Annotated in this window: 14 protein-coding genes; 2 read left to right on the forward strand and 12 right to left on the reverse strand. The window is 70.9% G+C overall.

The annotated features are described in order from the left end of the window. Positions 1–352: 352 nt before the first annotated feature. The 4 genes from aat to M0P34_RS06830 all read right to left on the reverse strand — a co-directional run bounded on the left by aat (position 353) and on the right by M0P34_RS06830 (position 4,724). Complete coding sequence (aat, locus tag M0P34_RS06815) at positions 353–1,063, reverse strand: leucyl/phenylalanyl-tRNA--protein transferase (protein WP_291497728.1); 711 nt, start codon at positions 1,061–1,063, stop codon at positions 353–355. Between the two features lie 306 nt (positions 1,064–1,369). After that, positions 1,370–3,667, reverse strand: a complete 2,298-nt coding sequence (gene clpA / locus M0P34_RS06820; RefSeq protein ID WP_291497730.1) for an ATP-dependent Clp protease ATP-binding subunit ClpA — start codon at positions 3,665–3,667, stop codon at positions 1,370–1,372. Further along, on the reverse strand, positions 3,668–3,979 hold the full coding sequence (clpS, locus tag M0P34_RS06825) for an ATP-dependent Clp protease adapter ClpS (RefSeq protein ID WP_291497732.1): 312 nt from the start codon (positions 3,977–3,979) through the stop codon (positions 3,668–3,670). Positions 3,980–4,136: 157 nt separating this feature from the next. Continuing rightward, positions 4,137–4,724: a class IV adenylate cyclase gene (locus tag M0P34_RS06830; RefSeq protein WP_291497734.1), complete on the reverse strand. Its 588-nt coding sequence runs from the start codon at positions 4,722–4,724 to the stop codon at positions 4,137–4,139. Positions 4,725–4,815: 91 nt separating this feature from the next. Here M0P34_RS06830 and M0P34_RS06835 point away from each other — a divergent pair, with 91 nt between their 5' ends. Together M0P34_RS06835 and M0P34_RS06840 are read left to right on the forward strand one after the other, a co-directional pair. Then, complete coding sequence (locus tag M0P34_RS06835) at positions 4,816–5,193, forward strand: CrcB family protein (RefSeq protein WP_291497737.1); 378 nt, start codon at positions 4,816–4,818, stop codon at positions 5,191–5,193. Between the two features lie 19 nt (positions 5,194–5,212). Then, positions 5,213–5,557 (forward strand): DUF190 domain-containing protein, encoded by a 345-nt coding sequence (locus tag M0P34_RS06840; RefSeq protein WP_291497739.1) that lies wholly within the window; start codon positions 5,213–5,215, stop codon positions 5,555–5,557. 7 nt (positions 5,558–5,564) lie between these two features. On the opposite strand, the gene M0P34_RS06845 is transcribed toward M0P34_RS06840, so the two are convergent. From M0P34_RS06845 to M0P34_RS06880, 8 genes are all read right to left on the reverse strand, one after another. After that, positions 5,565–6,638, reverse strand: coding sequence for a chemotaxis response regulator protein-glutamate methylesterase (locus M0P34_RS06845; protein WP_291497747.1), 1,074 nt, complete (start codon positions 6,636–6,638; stop codon positions 5,565–5,567). A 15-nt stretch (positions 6,639–6,653) separates the two neighbouring features. After that, positions 6,654–7,526 carry a protein-glutamate O-methyltransferase gene (locus M0P34_RS06850; RefSeq protein WP_291497749.1) on the reverse strand — a complete coding sequence of 291 codons (873 nt, stop codon included), beginning with the start codon at positions 7,524–7,526 and terminating at the stop codon, positions 6,654–6,656. Between the two features lie 7 nt (positions 7,527–7,533). After that, positions 7,534–9,654, reverse strand: coding sequence for a chemotaxis protein CheA (locus M0P34_RS06855; RefSeq protein WP_291497751.1), 2,121 nt, complete (start codon positions 9,652–9,654; stop codon positions 7,534–7,536). A 54-nt stretch (positions 9,655–9,708) separates the two neighbouring features. Then, positions 9,709–10,071, reverse strand: coding sequence for a response regulator (locus M0P34_RS06860; protein WP_291497753.1), 363 nt, complete (start codon positions 10,069–10,071; stop codon positions 9,709–9,711). 3 nt (positions 10,072–10,074) lie between these two features. Then, positions 10,075–10,398 (reverse strand): STAS domain-containing protein, encoded by a 324-nt coding sequence (locus M0P34_RS06865; protein ID WP_291497755.1) that lies wholly within the window; start codon positions 10,396–10,398, stop codon positions 10,075–10,077. Between the two features lie 48 nt (positions 10,399–10,446). Next, positions 10,447–12,387: a hypothetical protein gene (locus M0P34_RS06870; protein ID WP_291497756.1), complete on the reverse strand. Its 1,941-nt coding sequence runs from the start codon at positions 12,385–12,387 to the stop codon at positions 10,447–10,449. Between the two features lie 169 nt (positions 12,388–12,556). Next, positions 12,557–13,756 carry an aminopeptidase gene (locus M0P34_RS06875; protein ID WP_291497759.1) on the reverse strand — a complete coding sequence of 400 codons (1,200 nt, stop codon included), beginning with the start codon at positions 13,754–13,756 and terminating at the stop codon, positions 12,557–12,559. Between the two features lie 47 nt (positions 13,757–13,803). Then, the gene (locus M0P34_RS06880; RefSeq protein WP_291497761.1) at positions 13,804–14,061 is read right to left on the reverse strand and encodes a hypothetical protein; all 258 of its coding nucleotides are present in this window, start codon (positions 14,059–14,061) and stop codon (positions 13,804–13,806) included. Positions 14,062–14,331 lie beyond the last annotated feature (270 nt).

A 14,331-nucleotide genomic window follows, 5' to 3' on the forward strand; every position in this document is an offset into this window, starting at 1 on the left:
ATGCAGGCCGCCGGCTGGCCACGGCCCAAGAAGTTGCACAGGCCCGCATTCCGGCAGGCCCTTCCGGATCACCCACGGCATCCCCCACAGTTCCTGCCGCACCGTGACATTTCCAGGAATCCATCCGCAGCGGACGCCGCCAGGCGCGCAGGTCTCCGCAACAGATCGCCCCCGGAGAACCAAGACACCAACCAGCGCAGATGGGATGCGGTACGCGCGCGACACGCACCCCTGACCCCCGGGAGACCGCACCCGGTCGGGCGGCCGCCTTCAGCGGCCGCCCCTCGGGCACCCCGAGGGGCCAAGCCCACTGGCGCCCCGGCTGCTCCTCGCCCGCTGCCCCTCGCCGCCTTTAGCCGGATGGGGCGAACCCCTCGGGCAGGGTCCAGGCGTCGGGGGCCGGGGGATGGGTGCGCAGGATGGCCAACCGCGTCAGGAAGCGGGCGCGGGGCATTTCGAAGGCGCCGAAGCGCAGCATGTGGCGGGTGGTCTGCTGGCAGTCGATGAGCCCGTAGCCCCAGCGGGCCAGCAGGCGCGCAAGGACCACGAAGGCGGCCTTGGAGGCGTCGGGCGCCGTGTGGAACATGGATTCGCCAAAGAACACCCGGCCCAGGGCCACGCCGTAGACCCCGCCGGCCAGGGTGCCGTCGGCGGCCCAGGCCTCGACGCTGTGGGCCGCGCCCAGGGCGTGCAGGCGTTGGTAGGCCTCGATCATCTCGGGCACAAGCCAGGTGCCCTGGGACCCCCGGCGCGGGGTTTCGGCGCAGGCGCGGATGACCCGGGCGAAGGCCCGGTCGACGGTCACGGCGTAGGTTCGCCGCCGCAGGGTCCGGCCCAGGGAGCGCGGCACATGCAGCGCCTCGGGCGGCAGCACGCAGCGCGGATCCGGCGACCACCACAGGATGGGGTCGCCAGGGCCATACCAGGGGAAGATGCCTTGGGAGTAGGCCCGCAGCAGGCGTCCGGGGGCCAGGTCGCCGCCGAAGGCCAGCAGGCCGTCGGCCCCCGCGCGGGCGGGGTCGGGGAACCGGTCCGCCCCCGGCGGGATGAATTCGATGGTCACGGCGTGGCGCTCCGGTCCGCCCCCGGCGCCCCGGGCCCGCAGGGGGCCGGGGCCCGCCCGGTGGGCCAGGGCCCCTGGGCGCCGCCCCGCGCCAGCCGCCCCCCGGCGCACGGCCACGGGGCGACACGGGGCCCAGGCTTCGCCGCGCGGATTCCAAACCCCGTCGCGCGGGCTTCGGGCGTCGCCTGGCTCCGGGGCCGCCTCCCGGCGCGCCGCGCCCGGGTCGGGCCGCCCGCGCTGGCGCGCCAGCGGGAGCGCAGCGGCCCCCACCCCCGCAACGCGGACAGCGCGAGCATCCGCCGCCCCCTAGCCCGGCAGACGGAAGCGCAGGGTCCCGCCGCCCGCCGCGCCCTTGCGCGGGGCCTCCACCACAACCTCGCCGCCCGAACGCAGGACGCCGAAGAGGATTTCGTCGGCCAACGGGTCTTCCACTTCCTTCTGGATCAGCCGCCCCAGGGGCCGCGCGCCGAACTGGTTGTCGTAGCCCCGGCGCGCCAGCCAGGCTCTGGCGCCCGCCGTGAGGCGGATGGCCACCCGCCGCTCGGCCATGCGCCGGTTCAGGTCGGCCATGAACTTGTCCACCACGCGCTCCATGACCCCGGGCGTCAGGTTGCGGAAGGGCACCACGGCGTCCAGGCGGTTGCGGAACTCGGGGGAGAAGGTCTTCTCCACGGCCTTGAGGCTCAGGTCGCTGCGGTCCTCCACGGCCTGGGCGCCGAAGCCCAGGGTCTTGCCGCTCATCTCCCAGGCCCCAGCGTTGGAGGTCATGAGCACGACGACGTGCGAGAAATCGGCCTTGCGCCCGTTGTTGTCGGTGAGCGTGGCGTAGTCCATCACCTGGAGCAGGATGTTGAACACGTCGGGGTGGGCCTTCTCGATCTCGTCCAGCAGCAGGACGGTGTGCGGGTTCTTGCGCACGGCGTCGGTGAGCAGGCCGCCCTGGTCGAAGCCCACATAGCCGGGGGGCGCGCCGATGAGCCGCGACACGGCGTGCTTTTCCATGTACTCGCTCATGTCGAAGCGCAGGAAGCCGATGCCCAGGCAGGCGGCGAGCTGGCGGGCCAGCTCGGTCTTGCCCACGCCCGTGGGCCCCACGAGCAGGAAGCTGCCCACGGGGCGCCCCGTGGGGCGCATGCCCGCGCGCGAGCGCTTGATGGAGCGCGCCAGGGTCGTCACGGCCTCGTCCTGGCCGAAGACCACGGCCTTGAGGTCGGCCTCCAGGTTGCGCAGGCGCTCGCGGTCCGAGGTGGAGATGCGCTCGGAGGGGATGCGGGCCATGCGCGCGATGATCTCCTCGATGTCCTCGGGGCGGATGGCGTCGTCCTTGCGGCGGCGGGTCCGCAGGGTGTAGGCCGCCCCGGCCTCGTCGATGACATCGATGGCCTTGTCGGGCAGGAAGCGGTCGGGCAGGTGGCGGGCCGACAGCTCGGCGGCGGCCTTGAGGGCGCCCTGGGTGTAGTGGACCCCGTGGTGCTCCTCGTAGTGCGGCCGCAGGCCCTTGAGAATCTCCACCGTGTCGGCCACGCTGGGCTCGGTGACATCGATCTTCTGGAAGCGCCGCGACAGGGCGCGGTCCTTCTCGAAGTGGTTCTTGTACTCCTCGTAGGTGGTGGAGCCGATGCAGCGCAGCTTGCCCGAGGCCAGCACGGGCTTCAGGATGTTCGAGGCGTCCATGGTGCCGCCGGTGGTGGCCCCGGCGCCGACCATGGTGTGGATCTCGTCGGCGAACAGGATGGAGCCCGGGATGGCGAGCAGCTCCTTGATGACGCCCTTGAGCCGGGCCTCGAAGTCGCCGCGGTACTTGGTGCCCGCCAGCAGGGCGCCCATGTCCAGGGAGAAGACCCGGGTGTCCTTGAAGCTCTGGGGCACGTCGCCCTCGTGGATGCGCAGGGCCAGCCCCTCGGCCAGGGCGGTCTTGCCCACGCCGGGGTCACCCACGAAAAGGGGGTTGTTCTTGCGCCTGCGCGAAAGGACCTGCACCGTGCGCCGGATCTCGGCCTCCCGGCCGATGAGCGGGTCGATCTCGCCCCGCTGCGCGCGGGCCGAAAGGTCCACGGTGAACTGCTCCAGCATGGAGCCGCCCTCGGGGCCCTCGGCGCCCTTGCCCGGCCCGGCTTCGCGCCCCGGCAGGGGCGCGCCCTGGGGCCGGTCCCAGCCCGCCCCGGGCCCGGAAACCCCGCCCGACCCGTGGGCGATGTATTCCAGGATGTCCAGGCGCGACACGCCGTGGGACTTCAGGAAATACACGGCATAGGAGTCGTCCTCCTCGAACAGCGCGGCCAGCACGTCGCCCACGCGGACCTCGTCGCGCCCGGCGGACTGGATTTGCAGGATCGCCCGCTGGAGCACACGCTGCACGCCCAGGGTCTGGACCACGTCCGCCGCTGCATCGTCGGGCAGAACCTCCATGTGGTCGATGAAGAAGCGCTCCAGCTGATGCTTCAGGCGGATGACGTTGACGCCGCAGTTGACGAGGATGTCGCGCCCGCTTTCCTCCAGGAGCACGCCATAGAGCAGGTGCTCCAGGGTCAGGTACTCGTGGCTGCGGCGCTTCACTTCCTTCACGGCGGAACTGAGCACTGTTTCAAGCTGCTTGGAAAGCATTCACACCTCTTCCATGGTGCATTTCAGGGGGAAGCCCTCTCGGGCCGCGCGCTGGCGCACAACGGCCACCTTGGTCTCGGCCACCTCCACCGTGTAGACGCCGCACACGCCGATTCCGTCGTGGTGCACGCGCAGCATGATCTCCGTGGCCTCGGCCGCAGTCTTGCGAAACACCTCGCACAGAACCTGCACGACGAACTCCATCGTCGTGTAGTCGTCGTTGTGCAGAAGCACCTTGTACTTCCTCGGCTCGCGGACCTCGTCGTCCAGGTACACCCCGGGCTCGCCGGGGCGGGAAAAAGGCTGCGGCACGTCTGCGGCTCCCTCTTGGTCCGCGCCCCGGGCCTGAGGCCCCGGGCGATGAAAACATCTCTTCGTTGAATAGAATTACGGGAAATCGGCCCCGGGGTAAAGGGGCCGCCTCGAAGCACAATCTAAGGCTCCCGGCGGGCTTGTCCAGCGGGCGGGCTCAGGGGGCCGGGAAACCGGGGGCCTCGGGGCCCTGCGGGGGGAAGACGAAGCTGTCGTCGGCGGGCAGGCCGCAGGCGGCGCGGTGGGCGCGGTTGAGCTCGTGGTAGCTGGCCTGGGAGGTGGGCAGGCCCGCGAGCCCCGCGGCGGCCGCCACCCCGGCCAGGGCGTCCGGCGGGCCCTCGATCTCCACGAAATCGCCGAAGGGCAGACGGTCCAGGCAGACATGGCAGCCGCCCAGGGCCCATTCCTCGCGCAGTTTCTCGTACACGCAGGCCACCTCCAGCCCCAGGGCCGCCAGGGCCACACGCAGGGGCGCCAGGTCGGCGACCTCGGTCTCGTGCTCGCGACGGGCCTTGACCCCGGGCGGGGCCGGGGCCTGCGCAGGCAGCTTCACGGTCAGCAGGTTGCGCCCGTCCTCGCGCAGGCGTATGAGGATGCCTCGGGCGCGCAGGCCGCGCCCGGGGTCGTCGTAGACCTCGTTGCGCTCCCGGCGCCGGGCCAGGCGCCGGGCCCCGGCCGCGCCCAGCGCGGCGGCCACGGCGGCCAGGTCCGCGCCCAGGTATTTGATCTCGGTTTCCAGCGGCATGGTCGTCTCCGGGCGGCCGCGACGCGGCGTCCGCCTGCGGCCCGAGGGTATACCGCCCGCGCCCAAACCGCAAACGCCCCGGAGGGCCACCGTGGAAAAACTCGTCCTGCTCGGCCTGGCCGGGGGCCTGGGCGCCCTGGCGCGCTACGGGCTGGCCGGGCTCGTGCAGCGGCTGGCCGGGGGCTCGTTTCCGGCCGGCACCTTCGTGGTCAACATGGCGGGCTGCCTGCTCTTCGGGCTGGCCTGGGGCCTGCTGGAGGACCGTGCGGGCCTGGGCCCCCAGGCCCGGGCCGTGGTGCTCACGGGGTTCCTGGGTGCCTTCACCACCTTTTCAACCTTCATGTTCGAAAGCGCGGCCCTGCTGCGCTCCAGCCAGTGGGCCTACGCCGCGCTGAACATCGGCGGGCAGAACCTGCTGGGGCTGGCCTGCCTGCTGGCGGGGCTGGCCCTGGCCCGGCTGGTGCCGTAGCCGCGCGGGGAGGGACGCCATGAAGCTGCCCACACAGGCCGAGCGCCTGCGCATCTACACCGGCGAGAGCGACACGGCGGGCGGACGCCCGCTGCACGAAATCATCATCGAGGAGGCCCGGCGGCGCGGGCTGGCCGGGGCCACGGTGCTGCGCGGGGTGGCGGGCTTCGGGGCCAACAGCCGCGTGCGTACGGCCAAGATACTGCGCCTGTCCGAAGACCTGCCCATGGTCACCGAGATCGTGGACGCCCCGGAGAAGATCGACGCCTTCCTGCCCCTGCTGGACGGGCTGATCCGCGAGGGGCTTGTGGTCCGCGAGCCGGTGCGGGTGCTGGTCTACCGCCACAACGACGGCAGGAAGTAGCCCCGCCCTACCCCGCCGCGCGGTGCACCACCTCGTGGGCGATGCGCTCCAGGGGCAGGATCTTGTCCACCCCCCCGGCCTTCACGGCCTCGCCGGGCATGCCGTAGACCACGCAGGTGGCTTCGTCCTGGGCTATGTTCCAGGCCCCGGCGTCCTTCATCTCCTTCATGCCCACCGCGCCGTCGTCGCCCATGCCGGTCATGATCACGCCGATGACGTTGGGCCCGGCGTAGCGCGCCGCCGAACGGAAAAGCACGTCCACGCTGGGCCGATGGCGGCGCACCAGCGGCCCGTCCTTGACCTCCACATGGTAGCGCGCGCCGCTACGCTTGAGCAGCATGTGGCGGTTGCCCGGCGCGATGAGCGCCTGCCCGCGCAGCACGGTGTCGTTGTCCGCCGCCTCCTTGACCGTGATGCGGCAGATGCCGTCCAGGCGCTTGGCAAAGGCGGCGGTGAACATCTCGGGCATGTGCTGGACGATGACGATGCCCGGGCAGTCCATGGGCATGGCCTCCAGGAACTCGCGCAGGGCCTCGGTTCCGCCGGTGGAGGCACCGACGACCACGACCTTCTCGGTGGTTTGCAGGGTCGCGGGCCGGGGCGCCGGGCCGGAGATGACCGCGTCCGCCGAAAGCTTGGGCTGGACCACCATGCGCGGGGCCGTGAGCTTGCGCAGGTTGGCCCGCGCCGCGGCCTTCACGGCGTCGGTGATGCGGATGCGCGATTCCTCGAGGAACTGGCGCGTGCCCAGGCGCGGCTTCTGGATGATGTCCACTGCGCCGTATTCCAGGGCGCGCATGAGGGTCTCGGAGCCCTTCTCCGTCAGCGTGGAACACATGACCACCGGCACGGGATGCTGGGTCATGATCTTGCGCAGGAAGGTCAGCCCGTCCATGCGCGGCATCTCCACGTCCAGGGTGATCACGTCGGGGACCACCTGTTCCATACGCTTGGCCGCGGCAAACGGGTCGCCCGCGGTGCCCGCGACCTCGATGTCCGGGTCGGCGTCCAGGATTTCGGCCAGGGTGCTGCGCACCACGGCCGAATCATCCACCACGAGCACCTTGATCTTCTTGGTCATGGCTGCCTCCGTCCGTCAGGGCTTGCGATAGATGGTGGGCGCCGCCTGGGCCAGGGGCAGGGACATGCCCGCCAGGCTCTCGGAATGGCCGATGAACAGGTAGCCGCCCGGGTTCAGGGTCCGGCAGAAGCGCGACAACAGGTCGTGCTGGGTGGGCTTGTCGAAATAGATGATCACGTTGCGGCAGAAGATGATGTCGTGCGGCTCGCGGAAATTGAAATCCTCCATGAAGTTGAGCCAGCGGAACTCCACCCGGCGGCGCACCTCGGGCACCAGGCGCACCAGCCTGCGCGAGCGGTCCTTGCTGCGCATGAAGTACTTGCGCATGGTGGCCTCGGGCACGCCCCGGGCCTGCTCCTCGGTGTAGACGGCGTTGTGCGCCTTCTGGAGCACCTGGCGCGAGATGTCCGTGGCCACGACGGCGAAGCGGAAGTCGGGGTTGGCCTGCTGGAAGTCGCTGAGCACCATGGCCAGGGTGTAGGGTTCGGCGCCGATGGAGCAGCCCGCGCTCCACACGCGCAGGGTCCGCCCCCGGTTGCGGGCGTGCCACTCGGGCAGCACCCGCGCCTCCAGGAACTCGAAATGCTTGGGCTCGCGGAAGAAGTCCGTGGTGTTGGTCGTCACCTGGTCGATGAGGTGGCACAGCTCCGAGTCCAGCCCCTGGGGGCTGAACAGGAACTCGCTGTACTGGGCGTAATCGGAAAAACCCAGGGCCCGCAGGCGCTTCTGCAACCGGGCTTCGAGCAGGGTCTTCTTGCTCGGCGGCAGCTTGATGCCGTATTCCCGGCCGATGAACTCCGCAAAGCGCCGAAAGTCCTTGTCCGACATGGCCCTGGGCTTGCCCTGGGCCTGGAGGGAGTCGCGGCTCCTGGCCGCCTCGCCCGTCATGGCCGCCTCAGCCCCGGGCCTCGGCGGCGATGCGCACCAGCCGGGGCACGTCCAGGATCAGGGCCATGGAGCCGTCGCCCTTGATGGTCGCCCCCGACAGGCCCTCCACGTCGCGGTACACCCGGCCCAGGGTCTTGATGACCGTCTGGTGCTCGCCGATGACATGGTCGACCACGATGCCCACCCGCTGGCCCTCCACCCCGGTGACCACAATCTGCTCGATCTCCGGCGGAGCGCCGGGGATGTCGAACCAGTCGCGCAGACGCAGGTAGGGCACGATGGCCCCGCGCAGGTTCAGCACCTGCTGCTCGCGGCGGCGCTCCTCGGGGCTTTGGATCAGCTCCACGCATTCCTCCACCAGCGACAGGGGCACGACGTAGAACTCGTCCTGCACCTGGACCTGGAGGCCGTCGATGATGGCCAGGGTCAGGGGCAGGCGGATGGTGATGGTCGTACCCTCCCCGGGCCTGCTGTCCACGTCGATGGAGCCGCGCAGGGCGTCGATGCCGCGCTTGACCACATCCATGCCCACGCCGCGCCCCGAGACGCTGGTGACCTTCTGGGCCGTGGAGAAGCCCGGGGCGAAGATCAGGCTGAACAGTTCCTTGTCCGTCAGGTCGGCGTCCCGGGCGATGAGCCCGCGCTCCACGCCCTTGGCGCGCAGGGAGGCGGGGTCCATGCCCTTGCCGTCGTCGCGGATGGTGATGAGCACCTCGCCGCCGGAGTGCTCGGCGCACAGCAGTATCTCCCCGCAGGGGTCCTTGCCTGCGGCGCGGCGCACATCGGGCGGCTCGACCCCGTGGTCGATGCTGTTGCGCAGAAGATGCACCAGGGGATCGTTCAGCCGCTCGATGACGGTCTTGTCCAGTTCGGTCTCGGCGCCCTTGGTCTTCAGTTCGATCTGCTTGCCCAGCTCGGCCGACAGGTCGCGCACCAGGCGGCGGAACTTGGAGAAGGTGGTGCCGATGGGCAGCATGCGCACCGACAAGGTGGAGTCGCGCAGCTCGTCGGACAGGCGCTCCAGCTCCTCCGCCAGGGTCGTCAGCTCCTGGTCGCCCCGGGTGCTGACCATCTGGGATATCTGGGCCTGGACGATGACCAGCTCGCCCACGAGGTCCACCAGGTCGTCGAGCTTGTCGGCGGCGACGCGGATGCTCGACGCGGTGGCCTGCTCGTCGCGGTCCTTGCGGATGCGCCGCACGGCGGCCTGTTCCGCCAGGGCCGACTCCACCTGCTCGCGCGAGACGACCCCGGCCTCGGCCAGCATGTCGCCCAGGCGCGGCTGCTCGCCCAGCACGCGGCGCAGGTCATCGGCGGAGATGTCGCCACGCTCCACGAGGATCTCGCCCAGGCGCTTGTAGGTCGAGTCCCCCTCCAGGGCGCCCAGGGTGTCGATGACCTGGATGGTCACCTCGCAGTCGTCCTCCACGAAGATGAACACGTCGCGGATGGCGTCCTCGCCCTTGTCGGTGGCCAGGATCACGTCCCACCACACATAGCAGCCCTCGGGCTCCAGCTCCGAGAGGGGCGGCACCTCGCCGATGTGCGCGGCGACCTGGCCCGCGCCCAGGTCGCGCAGCTCGGCCAGCAGGGCCAGGGGATTGGTCCCGCAGAGCATGATATCGCGCCCCGGGCGGATGCGGACGCGGTAGGTCACGGCCTCCCCGCCGGACGCGGCTGCGAGGGCCTCGTCCTGGCCGGGGGCTGCGGACGCGGGGTCCGCCGGGGCGGCGTCCTGCCCGCCGGCCGCGCCCGCCAGCCCGCGCAACCCGGCGATGATCGCCTTGGCCTGCGCGGAGCCCGCCCTGGTACCCGTGGTGTCCCCGAGCAGTTCGAGGATATGGTCGCGGGCGCGCAGGGTCAGGTCCAGAAGCTCGCGCGTGACGGGCAGCTCCCCGCAGCGGACCTTGTCGAAGGCCGTCTCCACGTCGTGGGTGAAGGCCGCGATGTCGTCGAAGCCGAACATGGCGCCCGAGCCCTTGACGGTATGCATGGCGCGGAACACGCGGTCGATGAGCTCCTGGTCCCGGGGGTTTTCCTCCAGTTCGAGAAGCGCGGACTCCAGTTCGCCGAGGAGGTCGTAGGCCTCCTCCTTGAACGCCTGGCGGTTGATGTCGTCCTGGGGCATGCGGCGGACCTCCCTGCCTGCTCGGCGCGCCCGGGCGGGGCGCGCGCCAGAATGCTATCGCAGCACCTTCTTGACCACGGCCAGCAGCTGATCGGGCTTGAAGGGCTTGACGATCCACCCCGTGGCCCCGGCGGCCTTGCCGTCCTGCTTCTTGGTGGCCTGCGACTCGGTGGTCAGCATGATGATGGGAATGAACTTGTAGGCCGGGTTGGCCCGGATGTTCTTGATCAGCGTGATGCCGTCCATGTTGGGCATGTTCAGGTCGGTGATGACCATCTTGATGGGCCCCGAGAGTTTGGAGAGCGCGTCCTTGCCGTCGGAGGCCTCGACGACGTCGTACCCGGCGTTCTTCAGCGTGAAGTTCACCATCTGCCGGACGCTTGCGGAATCGTCCACCGTCATGATCAATTGCGACATGGGCTACCCCTTTTTCCAGAAACACTGCTCGTAACTGCCTAGCGACATGCCTGCCTGGTCCGCGAGGTCGGCCACCACCGGCGGTGTGCCCCGGCTGGCGGACAGGCTCCTGCCGCGTTTCCCCATTTCCACCTGCGCGGCCACGACGAGCTGGAGGAAGCTCAGGTCCGCGCCTTCCACGGCGGACATGTCCAGATCCAGCTCCTCGAAGCGCTCCAGGGCCTCCGTCAACGCCTTCTTCATGGCCTCGGCGTGCTCGATGGTACACTGGCCCGCGAAGGCCAGGGTTCCCGATGTGCCGGTGCCGTCAAGTTTAAACGAGGCCATGCGTCCTCCCGGCGGCGCGGGCCGCCGTCCGCCCCCTGCGCCCGGGGGCTAGAACAGTTCGATGTTGTCCCAGTCCTCGCCCGCGGAGCCCGGCTCGCCGGGCCCGTCGTCGAAAAGCTCCACCCCGCCCTCGTCCTCGTGGCGCAGGGGGCGGGCGCCCGGCGCCTGCGCGCCGAAGGCCGTCTCGTGAACCACGCGCTCCACCTCCATAGTGTAGCGCGACAGAAGCTGCTTGAGCCGCTCGGGGCGCCCGGCGTCGTCGGCCACGGGCACGGCCTCGCGGCAGACCGCCTCGATGCGGGCCAGGTCCTTGCCGGCGGATTCCAGCCCGGGCAGGATGCGCTTGTCCAGGTCCACCGAGCGGGCCAGGGCCTCCACGTCGGCCTCGAGGTCGCGGCAGCGCCGGGCCAGGTCGGCCATGCGCGCGGCCAGGTCGCGGTCCATGTGCGAAAGCTGGGCGCTGAAGGCGGCCTGGCGCTCGGAATAGCTGGCCAGCAGCTCGGACTGGCGGGTGTCCGCGGCGCGGGTTTCCAGCTCGCGGGAGACCTCGGCCACCGAGCGCAGCACATCGGCCACCGCCCGGGTGCGGTCGCGCGCCTCCACCGACAGGCGCTGGATGGCCTGGGCCAGCACGCCCAGGGCCTTGCCCTCGTCGCCGGTGTGCGCGGCCTTGATGCTGGCATTGATGGCGATCAGCTCGATCTCCGCGCCGACCTCCTCGATGCCGGTGACAAAAGCGGTCATGGCCGAAACGGTGTCGGCCACCTCGCCGATGAGCGCCGCGAGCTCGCGGCCCTGCTCCAGGGAGCGCTCCATGGCCCGGACCACGCGACCCGTGCTGCGCGACACGCGGGCAAACACGGTGCCCTCGCCCCGGTCGCCCGCCGCGGTGATGGTTTCCAGGTCGTCCAGGAGCTCCCGGGCCTGGGCCGCGATGCCGGCCAGCCCGTCGCGCAGGCCCTGCACGGCGGAGGAAAACCGCCGGGAGGCGTTGTCCAGCTGCGACACCTGCAGGCCGGACACGTCGGCAATCCAGCCCACGAGGTCGCGCCAGCAGGCCAGGGCCTGCGCGTCGCCCGGCTCCGGAGCGTCGCCCTCCCCGTTCCCGTCGTCCTGGGCATGGCCCTGCCCGTTCCCGTCGGCCTGGGCGCCGCCCCCGGGGCAGGTGGTGGACTCGGCCTGCTCGACCATGTCGTGCAGGGCCTCCTCGACGTGCTCCACCTGCTGGCGCACGATGTCGTGGAATTGCAGGGAGGCGACCACCTCGGCCACGCTTTCGCCCACGGCCCGGGAACGCCCGGCTATGCCCCCGGAAACCTGCCTGGCCTTGGCCATGAGGTCCGACAGGGTCTGGAAGGCCTCGGCGATGTCCGCGCCCATGATCTGGGCCTCGCGGGTCTGCTCGCGGGCCAGGGTGGCGGTGCGGCCGCGCGCGGCCTGCACCAGGGTTCCGAGTGCGAGGGATTTTTCGGCGATGGCCCCGGAGTTCTGGACTATCTTGCCCGCCAGGGCCTCCACGTCGTCGGCCAGGGTGCTGAAGCCCAGACCCTGGTCGCCCAGGCGGGCGCTCTCGATGCGCGTGGAGATGCCGAGCATCTGCAGGCTGCGGACGATGCGCGCGAACTCGCCGACCTGCTGGCCCAGGCTGGCCACCAGCTCCCCGGTGCGCCCCAGGGCCTGACCGTCGGCCTCGGCCTGCGAGGCGCCCGAGGCCGCCCCCAGACTGCGCAGCTCCTCTTCGAGGGCGCTGGTGCCCTGGGCGATTTCGTCCCCTGCGCACAGCGCGGCCAGTTCGGCCGCGCTGTCCGCGATGCCCGAAGACAGGGTGGTGTATTCCATGAGCCGCCCGCCCAGGGCCAGGAACTCGCCCTCGCGGCTTTGGATGAGCGAGTCGAGGCGCTGGCCCAGGGCGCGCATCCTGGCCACATGGTCGGCGACCTGGGATTCGAGGAAGGCTCGTTCGTCAGGGGACGCGAGATGTTCGTTCATGTCCGTAAAACGCCCTGACCCGGATGTACCCGGCGGTGTCGGCAGACCACCGCCATCATTGGACCGTTGCAAAGTCTACGGGGAACCTCGTGGCGAATCAAGCCCCTTGCCGAAAAAAGCCGCCCTCCGGGGCCGGAGGCGGAGCCGGAAAAAGAGGCGGGGCGCGGGCTCAGAGCGTGAACTCGCCGTTTTCGTAGATCACGCGCCTGCACCCGTCGGGCAGGGTGGCGGTGACCGTTTTCGGCCCGGTGTTCACCAGGTCCCAGTGCAGGGCGGAGGAGTTGAAGCCCAGCTCCCGCCTGCGCTCGGGGGTCAGGTCGTCCTGGGCCCCCGCGTAGGTGGAGGGATACGAGGCCCCCAGGGCAACGTGGCAGTTGCCGTGGGCGCCGCCGTAGTTCTCGTCGAAAAGGGTCATGGCCATGAAGCGGTCGATGGCCGAGAAGCGCCGGTCGGTGAGGGAGAACTCGCCGAGCTTGTCCGAGCCGCCGTCCATTGCGATCTGGTCGTGCAAAAAGCGCTCGCCCTCCTCGGCCCGGGAGCGGACCACCCGGCCGTCCTCGAACCACAGGCGCACGCCGCGCACATAGTTCCCGCCGCGGTAGGAGGGCTGGTCGGCATGGTAGGTGCCGCGCGTGCCGCGCCAGTCGGGGGAGAGATACAGCTCGAAGCTCGGGATGTTGTGCCCCGTCAGGCCAAGCCAGCGCCGGGCCTCTCCGGGGGTGACCTCCAGGTCCATGCCCGGGGCTTCCACGCGCAGCCGCGTGGCGCCCAGGCCATCGAGCCAGGCGCGCAGTTCGCCCATGCGCTCCAGGGCTTCGCGCCAGCGGGCCACGGGGTCGGGGTCGTCCAGGTGGCAGGCCCGGGCCACCTGGTCGGCGTAGTCCTCAAGGCTCAGGCCCGCCTTGGCCGCCAGCTCCGCCGTGGGCCACAGGCACAGGGTCCAGGAAAACAGCCCCTCCTGCTCGCGGCGCTCCAGGATGTCGCGCAGGGGCTTGCGCGCCCGGGCCACCGAGGCGATGCGCCGGGGGTCGATGTCCGCCAGATGCGTCAGGGCGTCGGGCGCCAGCAGGTGCACCGAGGCGCCCAGGGCCTCGTGCAGCTCGGCGCTGCCCGGCGCCACGAAGCCGAGCTGGGCCTCGTCGGCGCCCTGGTAGAAGTCCAGCTCCATGCCGGGGGTGCGGTTCAGGCGGTGCAGGGTGTGCACGCCGCGGTCCACCAGCCGCGCGGCCACGGCGCGGGCAAGGTCCAGGGCGGCGAGGTCGAAACGGACCAGGGCGATATCGCCCCGCTTCAGGGGCGCCGGGCGCGAGGCGTCCAGGGCCCAGACAAGAACATCGGCGTAGCGGTCGAGCACGAGGGGCGAGAACATGAGACTCCGCTGCTGTTCGAGGGGACGGCCAGGGGGAATCGGGACCGCTAGACCTGGAGGCTGCGCACCAGGCCAAGGAGATGCTCGGCGGCGACCATGCTGCGCCGGGGCATGTCCAGAATGCTCGGGTACTGCTGGCCCACCTGGGTGGACCACAGGTAGGACGTGGCGCTCGCGTCGGCCACGGTGAAGGACATCCGGCTCTCGGCCTTGCCCTGGAGCAGCGCCTTGGTCAGCTGGGGCCCGCTGTTGGTGACCACCGATTCGGAGTTCACGCTGGGGGCCTGCATGGAAATGGCGGTCATGGCTTTCGTCTCCCGCGTTCCTGAAGTGCAACCCAATGCCCGAAGCATGCCACGGCGGCGCACAAAAGGCAACGCCGCAAGGCGCGAACACGCTGCCCCGCCGCCACAAAACAGCACAAGCGTCTTGAGCTTTCCCGGCCCGGAGGATAGGCGTACACAATGCAGACCCGCAGCATCAACGCAGCGCCCCCCGCCACGGAGCGCCCCGGACGGCGACCCCCCCGGCGCGGCGCGGCGCCTGCGTTCCCGGCGCGCCCGGCGCGCAGGGCG

This window comes from Desulfocurvus sp. (assembly GCF_023230885.1).
Lineage (GTDB): Bacteria > Desulfobacterota > Desulfovibrionia > Desulfovibrionales > Desulfovibrionaceae > Desulfocurvus.

What these genes read in the sequence shown, in the direction of transcription:
- clpA (WP_291497730.1), bottom strand. Translation starts at nt 3,667, where the DNA reads ATGCTTTCCAAGCAGCTTGAAACAGTGCTCAGTTCCGCCGTGAAGGAA.
- M0P34_RS06830 (WP_291497734.1), bottom strand. Translation starts at nt 4,724, where the DNA reads ATGCCGCTGGAAACCGAGATCAAATACCTGGGCGCGGACCTGGCCGCC.
- M0P34_RS06840 (WP_291497739.1), top strand. Translation starts at nt 5,213, where the DNA reads ATGAAGCTGCCCACACAGGCCGAGCGCCTGCGCATCTACACCGGCGAG.
- M0P34_RS06845 (WP_291497747.1), bottom strand. Translation starts at nt 6,638, where the DNA reads ATGACCAAGAAGATCAAGGTGCTCGTGGTGGATGATTCGGCCGTGGTG.
- M0P34_RS06850 (WP_291497749.1), bottom strand. Translation starts at nt 7,526, where the DNA reads ATGACGGGCGAGGCGGCCAGGAGCCGCGACTCCCTCCAGGCCCAGGGC.
- M0P34_RS06855 (WP_291497751.1), bottom strand. Translation starts at nt 9,654, where the DNA reads ATGCCCCAGGACGACATCAACCGCCAGGCGTTCAAGGAGGAGGCCTAC.
- M0P34_RS06860 (WP_291497753.1), bottom strand. Translation starts at nt 10,071, where the DNA reads ATGTCGCAATTGATCATGACGGTGGACGATTCCGCAAGCGTCCGGCAG.
- M0P34_RS06865 (WP_291497755.1), bottom strand. Translation starts at nt 10,398, where the DNA reads ATGGCCTCGTTTAAACTTGACGGCACCGGCACATCGGGAACCCTGGCC.
- M0P34_RS06870 (WP_291497756.1), bottom strand. Translation starts at nt 12,387, where the DNA reads ATGAACGAACATCTCGCGTCCCCTGACGAACGAGCCTTCCTCGAATCC.
- M0P34_RS06875 (WP_291497759.1), bottom strand. Translation starts at nt 13,756, where the DNA reads ATGTTCTCGCCCCTCGTGCTCGACCGCTACGCCGATGTTCTTGTCTGG.
- M0P34_RS06880 (WP_291497761.1), bottom strand. Translation starts at nt 14,061, where the DNA reads ATGACCGCCATTTCCATGCAGGCCCCCAGCGTGAACTCCGAATCGGTG.